The 17199-nt window shown below is 41.8% G+C and carries 28 protein-coding genes; 4 read left to right on the top strand and 24 right to left on the bottom strand.

The genetic code is table 11. The annotated features are described in order from the left end of the window. Positions 1–4 precede the first annotated feature (4 nt). The 24 genes from ykgO to rplC form a co-directional block, all read right to left on the bottom strand. Positions 5–121, bottom strand: coding sequence for a type B 50S ribosomal protein L36 (gene ykgO / locus P2W71_RS03160; protein WP_073141609.1), 117 nt, complete (start codon positions 119–121; stop codon positions 5–7). Between the two features lie 8 nt (positions 122–129). Then, entirely contained in the window at positions 130–348 is a 219-nt protein-coding gene (gene infA, locus P2W71_RS03165; protein WP_073141607.1) for a translation initiation factor IF-1, read from the bottom strand. After that, positions 327–1121, bottom strand: a complete 795-nt coding sequence (gene map / locus P2W71_RS03170; RefSeq protein WP_276366920.1) for a type I methionyl aminopeptidase — start codon at positions 1119–1121, stop codon at positions 327–329. Before map ends, infA begins: the two co-directional genes overlap by 22 nt. A gap of 7 nt (positions 1122–1128) precedes the next feature. Next, positions 1129–2445, bottom strand: a complete 1317-nt coding sequence (gene secY / locus P2W71_RS03175) for a preprotein translocase subunit SecY (RefSeq protein ID WP_276366923.1) — start codon at positions 2443–2445, stop codon at positions 1129–1131. After that, positions 2445–2891, bottom strand: coding sequence for a 50S ribosomal protein L15 (gene rplO / locus P2W71_RS03180; protein WP_276366926.1), 447 nt, complete (start codon positions 2889–2891; stop codon positions 2445–2447). Before rplO ends, secY begins: the two co-directional genes overlap by 1 nt. Before the next feature lies 1 nt (position 2892). After that, positions 2893–3072 carry a 50S ribosomal protein L30 gene (rpmD, locus tag P2W71_RS03185; protein WP_276366928.1) on the bottom strand — a complete coding sequence of 60 codons (180 nt, stop codon included), beginning with the start codon at positions 3070–3072 and terminating at the stop codon, positions 2893–2895. Between the two features lie 5 nt (positions 3073–3077). Continuing rightward, positions 3078–3596 carry a 30S ribosomal protein S5 gene (gene rpsE, locus P2W71_RS03190; protein ID WP_276366930.1) on the bottom strand — a complete coding sequence of 173 codons (519 nt, stop codon included), beginning with the start codon at positions 3594–3596 and terminating at the stop codon, positions 3078–3080. Positions 3597–3606: 10 nt separating this feature from the next. After that, a complete protein-coding gene (rplR, locus tag P2W71_RS03195; RefSeq protein WP_276366933.1) occupies positions 3607–3957 on the bottom strand; it encodes a 50S ribosomal protein L18 in 351 nt (116 codons plus the stop codon). 77 nt (positions 3958–4034) lie between these two features. After that, on the bottom strand, positions 4035–4592 hold the full coding sequence (gene rplF, locus P2W71_RS03200; protein ID WP_276366936.1) for a 50S ribosomal protein L6: 558 nt from the start codon (positions 4590–4592) through the stop codon (positions 4035–4037). 7 nt (positions 4593–4599) lie between these two features. Continuing rightward, a complete protein-coding gene (gene rpsH, locus P2W71_RS03205; protein ID WP_276366939.1) occupies positions 4600–4998 on the bottom strand; it encodes a 30S ribosomal protein S8 in 399 nt (132 codons plus the stop codon). A gap of 143 nt (positions 4999–5141) precedes the next feature. Further along, positions 5142–5411: a 30S ribosomal protein S14 gene (rpsN, locus tag P2W71_RS03210; protein ID WP_276366942.1), complete on the bottom strand. Its 270-nt coding sequence runs from the start codon at positions 5409–5411 to the stop codon at positions 5142–5144. Positions 5412–5419: 8 nt separating this feature from the next. Beyond that, complete coding sequence (rplE, locus tag P2W71_RS03215) at positions 5420–5971, bottom strand: 50S ribosomal protein L5 (RefSeq protein ID WP_276366943.1); 552 nt, start codon at positions 5969–5971, stop codon at positions 5420–5422. After that, on the bottom strand, positions 5971–6312 hold the full coding sequence (gene rplX, locus P2W71_RS03220; RefSeq protein ID WP_276366944.1) for a 50S ribosomal protein L24: 342 nt from the start codon (positions 6310–6312) through the stop codon (positions 5971–5973). Before rplX ends, rplE begins: the two co-directional genes overlap by 1 nt. Before the next feature lie 3 nt (positions 6313–6315). Further along, positions 6316–6684: a 50S ribosomal protein L14 gene (gene rplN / locus P2W71_RS03225; RefSeq protein ID WP_276366947.1), complete on the bottom strand. Its 369-nt coding sequence runs from the start codon at positions 6682–6684 to the stop codon at positions 6316–6318. A 2-nt stretch (positions 6685–6686) separates the two neighbouring features. Continuing rightward, positions 6687–6941 carry a 30S ribosomal protein S17 gene (gene rpsQ, locus P2W71_RS03230; RefSeq protein WP_276366950.1) on the bottom strand — a complete coding sequence of 85 codons (255 nt, stop codon included), beginning with the start codon at positions 6939–6941 and terminating at the stop codon, positions 6687–6689. Positions 6942–6947: 6 nt separating this feature from the next. Then, positions 6948–7142, bottom strand: a complete 195-nt coding sequence (gene rpmC, locus P2W71_RS03235; RefSeq protein WP_276366952.1) for a 50S ribosomal protein L29 — start codon at positions 7140–7142, stop codon at positions 6948–6950. Between the two features lie 7 nt (positions 7143–7149). Next, the gene (rplP, locus tag P2W71_RS03240; RefSeq protein WP_276366956.1) at positions 7150–7569 is read right to left on the bottom strand and encodes a 50S ribosomal protein L16; all 420 of its coding nucleotides are present in this window, start codon (positions 7567–7569) and stop codon (positions 7150–7152) included. Between the two features lie 29 nt (positions 7570–7598). Further along, positions 7599–8423, bottom strand: coding sequence for a 30S ribosomal protein S3 (gene rpsC, locus P2W71_RS03245; RefSeq protein WP_276366959.1), 825 nt, complete (start codon positions 8421–8423; stop codon positions 7599–7601). Then, complete coding sequence (rplV, locus tag P2W71_RS03250; RefSeq protein ID WP_276366960.1) at positions 8424–8897, bottom strand: 50S ribosomal protein L22; 474 nt, start codon at positions 8895–8897, stop codon at positions 8424–8426. A 1-nt stretch (position 8898) separates the two neighbouring features. Next, a complete protein-coding gene (rpsS, locus tag P2W71_RS03255) occupies positions 8899–9177 on the bottom strand; it encodes a 30S ribosomal protein S19 (RefSeq protein WP_276366961.1) in 279 nt (92 codons plus the stop codon). Next, the gene (gene rplB, locus P2W71_RS03260) at positions 9177–10001 is read right to left on the bottom strand and encodes a 50S ribosomal protein L2 (RefSeq protein ID WP_276366962.1); all 825 of its coding nucleotides are present in this window, start codon (positions 9999–10001) and stop codon (positions 9177–9179) included. Before rplB ends, rpsS begins: the two co-directional genes overlap by 1 nt. 9 nt (positions 10002–10010) lie before the next feature. Further along, positions 10011–10298: a 50S ribosomal protein L23 gene (rplW, locus tag P2W71_RS03265; RefSeq protein WP_276366963.1), complete on the bottom strand. Its 288-nt coding sequence runs from the start codon at positions 10296–10298 to the stop codon at positions 10011–10013. Next, on the bottom strand, positions 10298–10930 hold the full coding sequence (gene rplD / locus P2W71_RS03270; protein WP_276366966.1) for a 50S ribosomal protein L4: 633 nt from the start codon (positions 10928–10930) through the stop codon (positions 10298–10300). Before rplD ends, rplW begins: the two co-directional genes overlap by 1 nt. Then, the gene (gene rplC, locus P2W71_RS03275) at positions 10930–11562 is read right to left on the bottom strand and encodes a 50S ribosomal protein L3 (RefSeq protein WP_276366967.1); all 633 of its coding nucleotides are present in this window, start codon (positions 11560–11562) and stop codon (positions 10930–10932) included. The genes rplD and rplC overlap by 1 nt, the downstream gene beginning before the upstream one ends. A 265-nt stretch (positions 11563–11827) precedes the next feature. Here rplC and P2W71_RS03280 point away from each other — a divergent pair, with 265 nt between their 5' ends. From P2W71_RS03280 to P2W71_RS03295, 4 genes are all read left to right on the top strand, one after another. Continuing rightward, positions 11828–12847 carry an iron ABC transporter permease gene (locus P2W71_RS03280; RefSeq protein ID WP_276366968.1) on the top strand — a complete coding sequence of 340 codons (1020 nt, stop codon included), beginning with the start codon at positions 11828–11830 and terminating at the stop codon, positions 12845–12847. Between the two features lies 1 nt (position 12848). Beyond that, complete coding sequence (locus P2W71_RS03285; RefSeq protein ID WP_276366970.1) at positions 12849–13862, top strand: ABC transporter ATP-binding protein; 1014 nt, start codon at positions 12849–12851, stop codon at positions 13860–13862. A 108-nt stretch (positions 13863–13970) separates the two neighbouring features. Further along, the gene (gene glgP / locus P2W71_RS03290) at positions 13971–15623 is read left to right on the top strand and encodes an alpha-glucan family phosphorylase (protein WP_276366973.1); all 1653 of its coding nucleotides are present in this window, start codon (positions 13971–13973) and stop codon (positions 15621–15623) included. Between the two features lie 279 nt (positions 15624–15902). Further along, on the top strand, positions 15903–17198 hold the full coding sequence (locus P2W71_RS03295) for an FAD-dependent oxidoreductase (protein WP_276366976.1): 1296 nt from the start codon (positions 15903–15905) through the stop codon (positions 17196–17198). Position 17199 lies beyond the last annotated feature (1 nt).

Consider the following 17199-nt stretch of genomic DNA (forward strand, 5'->3'; position numbering starts at 1 on the left):
TATGTTAACCTTGTCTTTGTTTAAATCTTGGATTCTTTTTGTTAATCACATACAGTTTACCTTTGCGTCTGATAATCTTGCAATCAGCGCTGCGCTTTTTTATGGATGCTTTAACTTTCATCTTCGTTGTTACTTGTATCTAAATACAATTCTCCCTTTTGTTAAATCATAAGGCGACATCTCTAGTCTTACTCTGTCGCCAGGTAAAATGCGGATGTAGTGCATTCTCATTTTACCTGAAATGTGCGCTAAAACTTCATGACCATTTTCCAATTGAACGCGAAACATTGCGTTGGATAATGCTTCTGAAATCGTACCGTCTTGCTCTATTGACTTTTGCTTCGCCACTTATATGAATAATTTTCCTCTATATACTTGTGCGTTGTCAATACTTCTGTTTCGTTCTCTTTCACCGCTACCATGTGCTCAAAATGTGCCGAAGGTCTCCGATCTGATGTTCGTATTGTCCAACCATCTCTTTCCTGAACCACATTCTTTGTTCCCCGGTTAATCATGGGCTCAATTGCGAACACCATCCCCGGAACAATTTTAGGTCCTTTACCCCGCTTACCGTAGTTTGGAACCTCTGGATCTTCATGAAGTTTTTTACCAACCCCGTGTCCTACCAGTTCCCGGACTACACCGTAACCAAAGCTCTCCACATAACTCTGAATGGCGAAACTAACATCACCTATCCGATTACCTGCTTTAGCCTGGTCTATTCCTCTAAAGAGCGATTCGTACGTTCTCTCCAGCAGCAACAGTGTTTCTGCGTTTGTACCCTCTAACGGATACGTGTAAGCAGAGTCACTATGATAACCTTTGTAGTATACACCACAGTCAATCGATATAATATCCGTCTCCCGTAACTCGTAGTTTCCTGGGAAACCATGAACCACTACATCATTTACAGAGATGCAAAGCGATGCCGGAAATCCATTGTAGTTTTTAAACGATGGAGACCCGCCATGATCCCGGATAAATTCCTCAGCTACCACATCGAGCTTAGAAGTTTTTATACCAGGTTTTATTAGCTTGGCAACTTCACCATGAGCTTTACCCAAAATTTGGGACCCTTCACGGATTATTGATAACTCTTCCTCAGTCTTTAAGTAGACCATTCAGCTTTTAAGCCGCAGCAAATTGAGAACGTCCTTTTACTCTTCCTGACTTCATCATACCTTCATAGTGCCTCATCAACAGGTAGCTCTCGATTTGCTGAAGGGTATCCAGTACCACCCCAACCAAAATCAATAAAGAAGTGCCACCGAAGAATTGAGCGAAGTTTTGACCTACCCCGGCAGTTACTGCAAATGCCGGAAGCACCGCAATGGCTGCCAAGAATATCGCGCCTGGCAAAGTAATTCTTGATAAAACAGTATCTATAAATTCTGCAGTTTGCTTGCCTGGTTTTACCCCTGGAACAAACCCACCATTTCTCTTCAAATTATCAGCGATATCATTGGAATTGATGGTAATCGCTGTATAAAAGAATGTGAAAATCAAAATCATTATGGCGAACAAAAGGCTGTACTGCCATGAATACGGATCCGAAAAAGTTGAACCGATATAAGCCCCTACATCGCTATCTCTCCAAATCCCGGCGATCAACGCAGGGAAGAACATCAATGCTTGCGCAAAAATGATTGGCATAACACCGGCAGAATTCAACTTTAATGGAATAAAATCTCTTTTACCACCATACAGTTTATTGCCGATTACCTGTTTCGCATATTGAATCGGGATTCTGCGCGTTGCTTGGGTAAGTGCAATAACGGCCACTACGATAGCAAACAACACAAATAACTCGATTATAAAGAAGATTGCCTTTCCAGGGAATTTATCTGTCACTTCCGAAACTAATGCCAATGGTAATCTTGAAACGATTCCAATCATGATTAACATCGAAATCCCATTACCAATTCCTTTGTCAGTGATTCTTTCACCCAGCCACATACAAAACATGGTCCCGGCAATCAGAATAACCACAGAAGAAATATAAAAGAACGTGCCGGGATTAATTATCACCACAGGATCAATAGCTCCTTTCAAATAGCTATAACCTTGAAATACCGTGATAAATATTGTTAATACCCGTGTATACTGATTCAATCTTTTTCTTCCTGAATCACCTTCCTTTTGCAGTTTCTGGAAATATGGAACCGCAAAGGATAAAAGCTGCACAATAATAGATGCCGAAATATACGGCATGATACCAAGCGCGAAGATAGACGCATTGTTAAATGCTCCACCCAGGAAATTATTCAGGTAACCTAATATTCCACTCGAGTTTCTCTCAGGATCTAATAAATTAGGATCAATGCCCGGTAGGACAATAAAAGAACCCAATCTGAAGATGATTAAAAATCCTATTGTATTCAGGATTCTTACCCTTAGGTCTTCAATGGAAAATATGTTCTTTATGGTCTGAAAGAAACGCTTCATTATTTAACCGTTGTGGTCTTACCACCTACTTTTTCTATTGCCTGTATTGCTGTAGTTGAAAATGCATGTGCTTCCACATTCACTTTAGCTTTCAACTCACCTCTTCCCAAAACTTTCACCTTATCATTTTTGCCGACGATACCGTTGTCTACCAATACCTGCAGGCTAAGCGCATCGGAGTTTACTTTGGCGGCCAATCCTTCTAAAACATCCAGATTTACAGCTTTGAAGTATTCCTTGTTATTGTTTTTAAAACCAAATTTCGGAATTCTTCTCTGAAGAGGCATTTGCCCACCTTCAAAACCAGATTTCTTAGAGTTACCAGATCTTGATTGAGCACCCTTATGTCCACGTCCAGCAGTACTTCCACCAGAACCTTGACCACGTCCGAGTCTCTTATTCGTTTTTACTGAACCTTCCGCAGGTTTTAATGTATGCAACTTCATTTTAAAGTTCTTTTACGGTAATCAAATGATTCACTTTAGAAATCATCCCGGAAATCTGAGGTGTAAGCTCTACTTCTACGGTTCTATTTATTTTACCTAGGCCTAAGGCTTTAATCGTTCTGATTTGCTTCTCAGGTCTTTTAATGGTGCTTCTTTTTTGGGTGATCTGTACTTTCGCCATAGTTATTAACCATTAAATACTTTAGACAAAGGAACTCCTCTATTCTTTGCAATCGAGAAGGCATCTCTCATTGAAGTAAGCGCTTTGAATGTAGCCTTTACCACGTTGTGAGGATTTGATGATCCTTTAGATTTAGCCAATACATTATGAACGCCAGCACTTTCCAATACGGCACGCATCGCACCACCAGCAATAACGCCAGTTCCAGGCGAAGCAGGCTTTAACAATACCAGGCCGCCACCAAATTTTCCAATTGATTCATGAGGAACAGTTCCCTTAATAATAGGAACCTTAACCAGATGCTTTTTTGCATCATCAATTCCTTTTGTTATAGCATCGGTCACCTCATTGGCTTTACCAAGGCCGTAGCCAACCACGCCATTACCATCGCCTACGACGACTATGGCGGCAAAGCTAAATCTGCGACCTCCTTTAACAACTTTTGCTACACGTTCAATGGCAACCACTCTTTCTTTAAGATCGATTTCGCTTGCCTTTACTGTACTGATATTGCTTACTGACATATTTCAGTTCTTAGAATTTTAAACCACCCTCACGAGCACCCTCAGCAAAAGCTTTGATGTTCCCATGATAAAGGTATCCGTTGCGATCAAAAACAATTGACTGAATGCCTGAAGCCAATGCCTTTTCGGCGATCTTCTTACCAACATTCTTGGAATCCCCGATGTTAAGTTTTGCCTTTTCTCCCAGTTCACGGGTTGATGCAGACGCCACTGTCACACCTTTCAAGTCATCGATAATTTGAACGTAGAGCCCAGTGTTACTTCTAAAAATAGATAGCCTTGGTTTCTCTGTCGTTCCGCTTATTTTCTTGCGAACACCTTTCTTAATTCGCTCTCTTCGTTCTCTGTTCTTGCCTGCCATAGATCCTTTTTTTATTCTATGATGCTTGTTTATGTTTTCCACATGATGCAAACACTTTGCACCATTACTTTCTATTACTATTTCGCAGCAGCTTTACCAGCTTTTCTGCGCACGTATTGACCAGTGAACCTGATACCTTTTCCTTTGTAAGGTTCAACTTTTCTGAGTTCTTTCAACTTAGCGGCTACTTGCCCTATAAGTTGTTTATCAATTCCTTCAAGAATAATGGTAGGATTTGAACCTTTCTCCTGAACCGTCTGAACTTTTATTTCAGATGGAACCGCTAGAAATACATTATGTGAATATCCCAAGCTAAGCTCAATAACATTAGACTGCGCATTTGCTTTATAACCAACACCGACCAATTCTAATTGGTGCTTGTATCCTTTCGAAACTCCATGCACCATATTTGCTATCAAAGCACGGTAAAGTCCATGCATAGCTTTATGACGCTTCTGATCAGTTGGCCGTTCTACTAGGACACTACCATCTTCCTGTTTGATGGTGAAGTCAGGATCAATCGTCTGATGCAATTCTCCTTTAGGTCCCTTTACAGATACTTTATTCTTCTCTTTTGAGAAGTTAAAAGTTACGCCTGATGGAATTGTTATTGGTTGTTTACCTATCCGTGACATTCTTATATTAATAAACGTAACACAATACTTCTCCTCCGATGTTCAGCGACCTTGCTTCCTTATCGGTAATAACACCCTTTGATGTCGAAAGAATTGCAACGCCGAGGCCATTCATAACGCGGGGCATTGAACTTGTATTTGCATACTTCCGTAAACCCGGAGTACTTATTCTTTCAAGCCTGGTTATCGCTGATTCTCTTGTTTCGGGGTTGTACTTCAAAGCAATCTTTATGACGCCTTGGCTGCTGGTTATTTCTTGAAACTTATAGTTCAAGATATAGCCCTTATCAAAAAGAACTTTTGTAATCTCTTTTTTGAGATTTGAAGCGGGGATTTCAACTACGCGGTGGTTTGCTTTTATCGCATTCCGTAACCGGGTTAAGTAGTCTGCTATGGGATCAGTCATCTTTTTCTCCTTTCTATTAAAAAAGCAAGCCCGCGTTTTTTAAACCGGGCTGCAAAGATATCGAACAATTTCAATTATCCAAACTGTTATCAGGTTTCTCCCTTAGGGGAGACGTTGATACTCAGCAACCAATATTTTATATACTACCAGCTTGCTTTTGTCAAGCCAGGAATTTTTCCGTGAGAGGCCATCTCGCGGAATACGTTACGGCATACACCGAATTTACCCATGTAACCTCTGGGACGGCCCGTGAGTTTGCAACGGTTTTTTAATCTTACGGGAGATGCGTTGCGGGAAAGCTTATCCAAAGCCTGGTAGTCACCAGCTTCCTTCAATGCTTTACGCTTTGCCGCGTGTATGGCGACGAGTTTTTCCCTTTTAGTTTGCCTTGCTATTACTGCTAATTTAGCCATGCTTATTCTTAATTTTTATTTGCAAATGGCATCCCGAATGCTTTCAGGAGCTCTAAGCTTTCTTCATCTGTTTTAGCAGTCGTCACAAATGTGATGTCCATACCGCTAATTTTATTCACTTTATCTATCGAGATCTCAGGAAAAATGATCTGTTCTTTAACACCTAAGGTGTAATTTCCACGACCATCAAAACCTTTTCCAGATACACCGCGGAAGTCACGAACCCGGGGAAGGGCGATGTTCATCAGCCTGTCCATGAACTCATACATTTTATCACCGCGAAGTGTAACCCGCACGCCGATAGGCATGTTCTCTCTCAATTTAAAATTCGAAATCGCCTTTTTAGATTTGGTAGATACAGATTTTTGACCTGTTATCGTGGTGATCTCCTCTAAGGCGACGTCGATAAGTTTCTTATCGGTTACCGCTACACCCATACCTTTGTTAATGCAGATCTTCTCAATTTTGGGAACCTGCATAATAGACTTGTAAGAAAATCTCTGCTTCAAAGCAGGGACAATTTCCTTCACATATTTGTCCTTTAATCTTGGAGTTGCCATTACTTAATAAATTCTCCTGTTTTCTTGGAATACCTCTGCAATTTGTTCTTGTCATTTAACTTACGACCAACGCGAGTAGGTTTACCACTGGCTGGATCAACAAGTTTTAAATTGCTGACATGAAGCGCTGCTTCTGTTTTTTTCAAACCACCTTCAGGTTTCCCAGCAGATGGTTTTGTATGCTTTGTTACAATATTGATTCCTTCGACTACCGCACGGTTTTTCTCGATCAATACTTCGAGCACTTTACCAGACTTGCCTTTGTCATCGCCAGCAATAACCATCACGGTATCGCCTTTGCGGATATGCAATTTTGTTTTTGAATTCTTCTTTTTCTCCATGGCTTAGATTACTTCGGGGGCCAATGAAACAATTTTCATAAACTGCTTTTCTCTAAGTTCGCGAGCGACGGGACCGAAAATCCGGGTGCCACGAGGTTCGTCCTGAGCATTGAGAAGTACAGCTGCATTATCTTCGAAACGGATATAAGATCCGTCCTTTCTTCTAACTTCTTTTGTTGTTCTAACCACAACAGCCTTGGAAACAGTTCCCTTCTTTACTTGGCTGGTAGGCATTGCTGACTTAACAGTGACAACAATTTTATCTCCCACAGACGCATAACGTCTGTTTGTTCCGCCAAGAACGTGCATACAAAGAACTTCTTTGGCTCCGCTGTTGTCGGCTACTGTTAGTCTGGATTCGGTGCGTATCATGATTACTTCGCTTTTTCAACTATTTCAACTAATCTCCAACGTTTATCTTTGCTCAGTGGACGGGTTTCCATGATGCGCACAGTATCTCCGATACCCGCAGCGTTGGTTTCGTCATGCGCCTTAAACGCTGTAGTCTTGTTTACAAATTTACCGTAGATCGGGTGTTTCACTTTTCTGTCAACGGCAACAGTAATTGTCTTTTGCATTTTATTGCTTGTCACCTTTCCGATCCGTTCTTTTCTATCGTTCCTTTCCATGAGGAATTATTTTTTAATGTTCTTAGCTCTTAATTCAGTTTTCAGCCTTGCGACGAGCTTTCGGGCTTCACGTAATTTCATCGGATTCTCAATAGCCGAAACTTGATGAGCAAATTGCAACTTGCGGAAAGCTTCCTTTTCGCTGGCTACTTTTTCGGTGAGCTCGGCTACATTCAAAGCCTTTATTTCAGAATTTTTCATGACTCTATTATTCTACGTAGTCGCGCTTAATCGTAAACTTTGTTTTCATTGGCAACTTACCCTCTGCTAAGCGTAACGCCTCTTTCGCAGTGGCAATATTTACACCGCCTGCTTCGAAAAGAATGGTTCCTGGTTTAATAACCGCTACCCAATATTCAGGAGCTCCTTTACCCTTACCCATACGTACTTCCGCAGGCTTTCTTGTGATGGGTTTATCTGGGAAAATGCGAATCCATACCTGACCTTCACGTTTCATGAAACGTGTAACAGCGATACGGGCTGCTTCCAATTGCCTGGCAGTAATCCATCCGCCTTCCAGTGCTTTTAATCCAAATGAACCAAATGCTATGGTATGACCTCGTGTGGCCATCCCTTTAACACGGCCCTTTTGCATTTTTCTAAATTTCGTTCGTTTAGGCTGTAACATGGTTACCTATCTTTTTGCTTTCGAAATAATTATCTTCTTTGACCACGATTTTCACCACCACCGCGTCTATCTCCGCCGCCACCACCGCGTCTTTCGCCTCTACCACCGCCGTCGCCCCCTCGTCTGCGACCACCTCTGTCTCCACCACGTTCATTTCCACCACCTTTATGCTGACCTGGCCCTTGCTGAGCATTGCTTACCACACCAACATTAGGAGAAAGATCGCGTTTGCCATAGATCTCACCTTTAAAGATCCATACTTTGATACCGATTTTTCCGTACACCGTTTGTGATTCCGAGATAGCGTAATCAATATCAGCACGAAGTGTGTGCAAAGGAATCCGTCCTTCTTTATATTGTTCGGCTCGAGCCATATCGGCACCCGCTAAACGTCCGGAAACTTTTATTTTAATACCTTCTGCACCTACCCTCATAGCCGAGGCAATTGCTTGCTTCATCGCTCGCTTGTATGAAATACGGGCTTCGATTTGCTGAGCGATCGATTCACCTACAAGTTTAGCATCTAATTCTGGACGTTTAATTTCAAAAATATTGATTTGAACATCCTTATTAGTAAGCTGCTTTAATTCTTCTTTAATCTTATCAACTTCATTTCCGCCTTTCCCAATTACAACGCCGGGACGGGCGGTGTGAATGGTCAACGTAATGCGCTTTAGTGTTCTTTCGATTACAACTTTTGCAATACCGCCCTTTGGAATGCGGGCTTCAACATATTTTCTGATTTTCTGGTCTTCAACCAATTTATCAGAGAAGGTCTTGCCACCGTACCAGTTGGAGTCCCAACCTCGCACGATGCCTAATCTAAAACCTACAGGATTAATCTTTTGTCCCATTTATTCCTTCGTTTCTTTTTCTGCTATTGTAACTTCTGAACCGTCGCTATTCTTTAAACTTGCCACAACCAGCGTTACGTGGTTTGAACGTTTTCTGATTCTGTGCGCTCTTCCTTGGGGTGCAGGTCTTAATCTCTTAAGAACACGGCCACCATCTACCCAGATTTCTTTTACGTAAAGGTCAGCTTCCTCAAGCTTTACATCCTGATTTTTAGCTTCCCAACTGGAAATTGCGGAGAGCAACAGTTTTTCCAATTTAGGTGCACCAACCTTTGGCTCATACTTTAAAATATTGAGCGCTTTGCTTACGCGCTCGCCTCTTATCAGATCAGCAATCAATCTCATCTTCCGAGGAGAAGTGGGAACGTTTTTCAACTTTGCTACTGAAGGACCTACTTTTGCAGCGTCCTTTCTGGCATCGCGCTTCTCGCGCTTTGCCACTGATCCTTTTTTCTTTTTCGCTACAGTCTCCATATTACTTAGCGTTATCTTTCTTGTTTCCTGAATGTCCACGGAATGTGCGGGTAGGTGCAAACTCACCTAACTTATGCCCTACCATATTCTCTGTTACATATACAGGGATAAATTTATTTCCATTGTGTACAGCGAACGTATGACCTATCATTTCGGGTACAACTGTTGATCTTCTTGACCAGGTTTTGATAACTGACTTCTTACCTGATTTTTCTGTGGCTTCGACTTTCTTTAAAACTCGGAAGTCACAATACGGTCCTTTCTTTATCGAGCGTCCCATTATTTTTTCCTCTTAGCTATGATTAGACGATCTGAATACTTCTTCGGATGGCGTGTCTTTTTACCTTTGGAGTAAAGACCGTTACGTGATCTTGGATGTCCTCCAGAAGCACGACCTTCACCACCACCCATCGGGTGATCAACAGGATTCATTGCAACGGCACGGGTACGGGGACGAACACCTCTCCAGCGACTACGTCCTGCCTTTCCAACACTTTCGTTCATGTGGTCGGCATTAGAAGTGGTTCCAATAGTGGCCATGCATACATCCAGTACGTTGCGCATCTCACCTGAGGGCATCTTTAAAGTGGCAACGCCATTTTCGCGAGCCAACAACTGAACAAAGGTTCCAGCACTTCTTGCAATCGCGCCACCCTTTCCTGGTTTCATTTCAACATTGTGTACGATAGTACCCAATGGTATCTTAGCAAGAGGAAGCGCGTTTCCTACTTCCGGCGCTACGTCAGCCCCAGATACAACTTGCTGGTCTACCTTCAGGCCTTCCGGCGCAAGGATATATGTTTTCGATCCATCAGCATAGAATAAAAGCGCAACGCGAGCAGAACGTGTAGGATCGTACTCTATTGATTTTACCGTAGCGGGGACTCCAACTTTATCACGCTTAAAATCGATGGTCCTGCTTTTTTGCTTATGGCCACCACCAATGTAGCGCATGGTCATCCGTCCATTGCTATTTCTTCCACCGGATTTCTTTAATGTGGTCAACAAGGACTTTTCAGGCGTTGATGATGTAATATCATCGAACGACGGCGCCATTCTATGTCGCGTACCTGCTGTTACCGGTTTTAATTTTTTCAACCCCATGGCTCAAAATTATACGTTGCTATAAAAATCGATTACTTCACCAGCAGCAAGCGTTACAATTGCTTTCTTGTAACTAGGTTTGCGACCAGCCAAAACTCCGGCCTTGGTATAACGGGTCTTCTTTTTACCCATTACTACCATGGTGTTAACTTGCTCTACATTTACACCATATTGTTTCTCTACGGCATTTTTAATCTCAACCTTATTTGCATCGGTGTCAACGATAAAGCCGTATTTGCCTTTTTCATTTAAGGCAGAAACTTTCTCCGTTACTAAAGGCTTTTTCAGGATACTCATTACTCTTTATTTAATAGGTTTTCAACCTTGCTTATCGAGCTTTCTACAAAAATTATATTATCCGCATTCATCACATCAAAAGTGTTGATCTGATCAGCAGTTGTAATTTTTGAGTTTTCAATGTTTCTTCCCGATAAGACCACATTCTTGTTTGCTTCAGCAAGTACAAAAAGTGTTTTCTTATCAGCTACTGAAAGAGCTTTTAGAAGGGCTACAAATTGCTTTGTCTTGGGAGCATCAAAATTGAAGTCTTCCAGGATGGCAATTGAATTATCTTTTGCTTTATAGCTAAGGGCTGACTTACGCGCCAGATCTTTTACTTTTTTATTAAGTTTAAAGGAATAATCCCGAGGAACTGGACCAAAAACCCGTCCACCTCCTTTAAACTGAGGATTTTTAATATTACCCGCACGAGCTCCACCAGTACCTTTTTGTTTCTTCAGTTTTTTGGAAGACCCGGAGATTTCGTTACGTTGTTTTGACTTGTGTGTTCCCTGGCGTTGATTAGCCAAGTAACTTTTTACATCCAAATAAATTGCGTGATCGTTCGGCTCGATAGCAAATACGCTATCAGAAAGATTTACTTTCTTTGAAGTTGCCTCACCACTTGATTTTAATACTGCTACTTCCATTATTTCTGAAGGATTACAGTTGCGTTCTTGGCGCCCGGGACGGAGCCACTAACAATAATTACATTTTGTTCTGGAAGGATCTTCACAACCTTAAGGTTGGCAAGTTTCACACGGTCAGTACCCATACGACCTCCAAGGCGCTTGCCCTTCGGAACACGAGACGCGAATGACGCGTTACCCATAGAACCGGGAGCGCGAAGCCTATTGTGCTGGCCGTGGGTTTGACCACCGACACCGGCAAAATTATGGCGCTTAACGACACCTTGGAATCCCTTACCTTTTGACGTACCGATGGCATCTATAAAGTCACCTTCGACAAAAACATCCTGAACCCGGATTTCTTTTCCCAGCTCAACCAAACCATCAAATTCCTTACGGAAATCACGGAACTCGGCGACATTTCTTTTAGGAGTAGTATTAGCCTTTTTAAAGTGGCCGATAGCTGCCTTTGAAGTATTCTTTTCTTTTTTCTCGCCAAAAGCAAGTTGAACAGCCCGGTATCCGTCTGTCTCTTCATTTTTTACTTGCGTTACCACACAAGGACCTGCTTCGATTACCGTGCATGCGATACTCTCCCCATCAGGGCTGAATACGCTGGTCATTCCTATTTTTTTTCCTATAATTCCAGGCATGGCTGAACCTATTTATGCTGTTTTTCAGGACTTTTCACATTCATTCTGCGAAAAGGACTGCAAAGATAGGAACTAATGCATAGTTACCAAGTGTCGATTTCAAAATTTTTAGGAATCGATACTTTTCTGACGTGCTATTTCGAAAAATACGAAGGAGGATGGACCACCTTGGAGCTAACATGGAGCTAACATGGAGCTATCATGGAGCTAACATGGAGAAAGATAAAAAGAAAATGACGTATCATTGCCGCCAAGCAATCAGGCTATGAAATTAACTCGTTACATGCACTGGGCTGCCCTCTCTGGTCTAATGCTGTTGCTTTTCATTCTCAACCTCGGGTTGGGCAGTGTTAGTATCCCTGTTAGTGATATCTTAAACATACTAGCGGGGAATGAGGCTTCCAATATTATTTACGCCGACATTATTTGGAATTTTAGAATCACAAAGGCCTTGACTTGTGTGTTGGCTGGGAGCGCTCTATCCATAGGGGGTCTGCAAATGCAAACACTATTTCGGAATGCATTAGCCGGACCTGATGTACTAGGTTTAAGCTCGGGGGCTAGTCTGGCCGTCTCCTTATTATTAATGGGACAAGCGGCAGGTATCCGATTTTTTTCTGACCCCAACCCATGGACAATTGTAATCGCCTCAAGTATAGGCGCGGGCGCCGTGTTTCTCATTGTATTATTTATTGCACGAAGGTTAGGCGACAATACCTCATTATTAATTATAGGACTAATGATGGGCGCGGCGACTGCCTCTTTGGTGAGTGTTTTGCAATTTCTAAGCGAGGCCGAGGATCAACAAGCTTATCTCTTGTGGACTTTTGGGAGTCTGGGAAGTTTGAGTTGGAGTGAAATACAAATATTGACGTTAGTACTTGTGTTAGGTGCCCTTGTAGGGCTTCTATCTGTTAAAGCGCTCAATGCCTGGTTGCTGGGTGACAATTATGCGCGCAGCCTTGGTGTAAATGTAAATCGCTCCAGACTTTTTATCATTCTATCAACCTCTATTTTAACAGGGGGTGTTACTGCTTTTTGCGGGCCAATCGCCTTTGTCGGTCTAGCTGTACCACATTTGACTAAACTGATCATTAAGACTCACAATCATCGAGTGCTTTTGCCTGCTGTTATGCTCAGCGGAGCAATACTGATGCTGTTTTGCGATATCATCGCCCAATTGCCTGGAAGTAAGTATGTCTTACCCATCAATGCCATTACTGCCTTGATTGGCGCGCCGGTCGTTATCTGGATTGTACTTAAGTCGAAACGTATCTCTATATAATATGAGTACAGATACTTTTATGAATTGTATTGAGACAATTGACTTAACGGTAGGCTACACTAATCGTCACGATGGTTTTAATATTTTATTGGAGAATCTCAATCTGAAGTTAAAGGCAGGTGAATTGGTTTGTTTCATGGGGCAAAATGGAATTGGAAAATCTACTCTTATCCGAACGCTCGCCGGACTCCAACGTCCTTTATCAGGCACAATTAAGTTTAACAATCTTGACTCAAAAACAATAAAAAGTTCCGCAGACGGACTTCCTCATCATCTGGCTGTGGTACTCACAGATCGTATTACAGCAGTGAACATGACCGTGAGTGATGTTGTGTCCTTTGGGCGATACCCATACTTGGGCTGGGCAGCAAGGCTTTCAACAGAGGACATCCAAATAATAAAGGAGACACTTAAAGAAACACGGATTGAGCATCTAAAAGATAAGAAGCTGCATGAATTGAGTGACGGACAAATTCAGATGGTAATGATTGCAAGAGCCGTTATTCAAGATACCCCCATCATATTGTTAGACGAACCAACGGCTCATCTTGATTTAAACAACCGCCTTGAAATCATGAACTTGTTGCGTCGACTTGCTCATAATTACGGGAAAGCAATTTTAGCCTCTACGCATGAACTTGACTTAGCCCTTCAAACTGCTGATTTAATCTGGCTGGCGGGGCAGGATAAAAAAATAATTACGGGTATCCCTGAAGATCTTGTGCTCGATGGTACTTTCGATTTCATTTTTCAATTCAAGGGTTTCGATTTAAAGACAGGCAAGGTTCAGCACGAGCCGTATCGCGGTTTAAACATCAAGATCGAAGGTTCCGGCCACGAGTTTCTTTGGACCAAGAATGCCTTTGAGCGAAAGGGATTCTCCATCACACCGGAAGCAAGTCAACACACAGTTGCTGTACGACAAACTCAAGGAAGTTTGGAATGGGTTTTAGACGACAAAATTAATTTTCGCTCCCTTCAACAACTGTTCTTAAGTCTTGAATCTTTTGTATAACGGTTATCCTATTCATCAATCGTTTGCACATATTCCTGTAAGATTCAATGGAAATTGATACAATTCTATTGGCTGCCTTTTACTACGTTTGGGCTTTTATCTTTCACTATGATTAATATCAACGAACTGTTTTCATATAAATTCAATAAGAAATATTCAAAGCCCGTCGCCTACTTCTCTATGGAGTTTGCCGTCGACCAACCTCTTAAAATATATAGTGGAGGTCTTGGTTTTCTGGCCGGGTCCCACCTGCGTAGCGCTTATGAACTAAAACAAAATCTAATCGGCATTGGCATACTCTGGAAGAAAGGCTATTACGATCAAGAACGAAATCAGGACCAAACGTTGCGGGTTAGTTTTCGGGATAAGGACTATTCTTTTCTGACAGATACCCATATCGTTTTTCCTATCACCATCCACGGTGCTAAAGTTTTTGTCAAAGCTTATCTGCTAAAACCAGAAGTATTTAATTCTGCTCCCCTATTTCTGCTAAGCACGGACATTCCTGAAAATGATTATTTGGCGCAGACCATTAGCCATCGTTTATACGATCCCAATGAAACCACACGCATTGCGCAGTCCATATTACTGGGTACCGGAGGCGCAAAGTTATTGGATGTACTCAAGCGTGAGACGGAAATTTATCACATGAATGAAGGCCACGCCCTGCCTATGTGTTTTTATCTGCTCAATAAATATAAAGACCTTGATGAAGTAAAAAAACGGGTAGTGTTCACAACCCATACGCCGGAGAAAGCGGGAAATGAAGAGCATAGCATTCCCTTACTTAACAGCATGAGTTTCTTTGACGGTGTTACATTACAACAGGTCAATGAGTTCGTCCAGCCCGAAGGTGGCGTATTAAATTACACGCTTACAGCCCTACGCTTTGCGAAAATTGCAAACGGTGTTTCTCAACTTCATGGAGATGTTGCCAATAAAATGTGGGGTACTTACAAAAACATTTGCAAGATCATAGCGATTACTAATGCACAAAATAAAATCTATTGGCAGGACCCTGTTCTTGAAAACGCTTTAAAAAACAGCGACGAACAAGGGATGATAAAACGCAAAAAAGAAATGAAGCGAAAGCTTTTCCGTGTTGTTGCCAATCAGACCGGAAAGCTCTTTGATGAGAACGTGCTCACTTTGGTATGGGCAAGGAGGTTTGCTGCATACAAGCGCGCAAATTTGCTGATGGCTAATTATGACCGTTTTCTAAAAATTGTTCAAAACAAAAATTATCCCATACAAATTATTTGGGCGGGCAAACCCTATCCAGAAGACTATGGAGCAATTAATATCTTTAATGAAATCTATTGGAAGACAAAAGATCTACCTAACTGTACCGTTGTAACAGGATACGAGTTGTGGTTGTCTGACCATCTTAAAAAAGGATCGGATCTCTGGTTGAATAATCCAAGACTTTATCACGAAGCCTCTGGCACATCTGGTATGACCGCTGCCATGAATGGATCGGTAAACCTTTCTATCCCGGACGGATGGGTACCGGAATTTGCGAAACATGGAAAAAATTCCTTTATCATTGATACTGCAGATGATTCACTAACACAGGACTCAAGGGATAAAATAGAAGCTCAGAAATTACTCGATGTGTTAGAGAGAGAAATTATTCCAATGTACTACGATCATCCGGATAGCTGGCAAGCAGTAGTTAAATCTAGCATGACCGATGTTCTTCCTTTCTTCGACGCTGGAAGAATGGCTGAGGAGTATTACGAAAGAATGTATCATATTTAACTATTCACTAGGTTTCTTTAATACTAAAGAAAGGATTCGTTAAAGTCCTAGGCGACTTTTTTTGATCCAGCCGTTCCCCAAGAGAATAAATTATATTTGTGAAGACTTAGCAGTGGGCATTCCATCAAGCTCATGCTTCTGCGTTAAAAAATGATAGGATGCAGGAATACGGCGACATACGCAGTATTAAGCTGTTCCGTCATATTACAAAACAAAATCTTCTTGTAACTTGGTTAGCTAAACGACATTTTGGTAATCCATCCTGTCTTTAATTTGACCATGAAACATATTGTTATTATCGGAAATGGAATTTCAGGAGTAACGGCGGCCCGGCATATTCGCAAAAACAGCGACTACCAAATTACTATCATTTCTTCAGAGACGCGTCATTTCTTTTCACGGACTGCCCTGATGTATGTTTATATGGGTCACTTAAAATTTGAACATACCAAGCCATATGAAGATTTCTTCTGGAAGAAAAATAGAATTGACCTCGTATTTGATCATGTGGTTAAAGTTAATGCAGAACGCCAGCAGGTAGATTTGAAGTCAGGAAATACCCTTCATTACGACGCTTTAGTTATTGCTTCAGGCTCTCGGTCCAACAAGTTTGGATGGCCGGGACAAGACCTCGTCGGCGTTCAGGGTTTGTATAGTTATAACGATCTGGTATTGATGGAAGGTAATACCAAAGCTATTAAACATGCTGTGCTGGTAGGCGGTGGGTTAATAGGTATTGAGATGGCAGAGATGCTGCTCACCAGAGGAATCCGCGTCACCTTTCTCGTTAGAGAGCCGGAATTTTGGAGCTCAGTTCTACCGATGGAAGAAGCCCGTTTAATCACCAACCATATTCGTTCACATCATGTGGATTTAAAGCTAACTACAGAACTTCGAGAAATAATTTCCGATCATGAGGGCAAAGTAAAGGCCGTGAAGACCGAAAAAAATGAGATAATAGAATGTCAATTTGTTGGTCTTGCTGTAGGTGTTTCACCGAATATAGAATTCTTAAGCGATTCAGGAATCCGGACGAACAACGGCGTACTGGTGGATTCCTATTTGCAGACTAACATTCCTAATGTATATGCTATTGGTGATTGTGTAGAACGCACCTATCAGCTACCAGGAAGAAAAAATATAGAACAGGTCTGGTACACTGGGCGGATGATGGGAGAAGTCGTCGCACAGACGATCTGTGGCACCCCTTCTAAATATGAACCCGGTCCGTGGTTCAATTCCGCAAAATTTCTCGACATAGAATATCAAACCTATGGAACTGTTTCAAATGTTTTAAGTCCTGCTGAAGATGACTTCTATTGGGAACACCATGGACAAAAAAAGGCGATCCATTTTGTCTGGAACAAAGACTCTAAAAAATTCTTAGGCGTTAATACGTTCGGTATCCGACTGCGCCATGAATATTTTGATCGATGGCTTCGGCAAAAAAAAGATATACAATTTGTAATAGCACATTTGCAGGAGGCAAACTTTGATCCGGAGTTCTTTGAACGTCATGAAAATGAAATCGCAAATGCATTTTATCAAAAATATCCATCTTTCAAGGCTGCATAAT

It is taken from the genome of Chryseolinea sp. H1M3-3 (assembly GCF_029360725.1).
GTDB lineage: Bacteria > Bacteroidota > Bacteroidia > Cytophagales > Cyclobacteriaceae > Chryseolinea.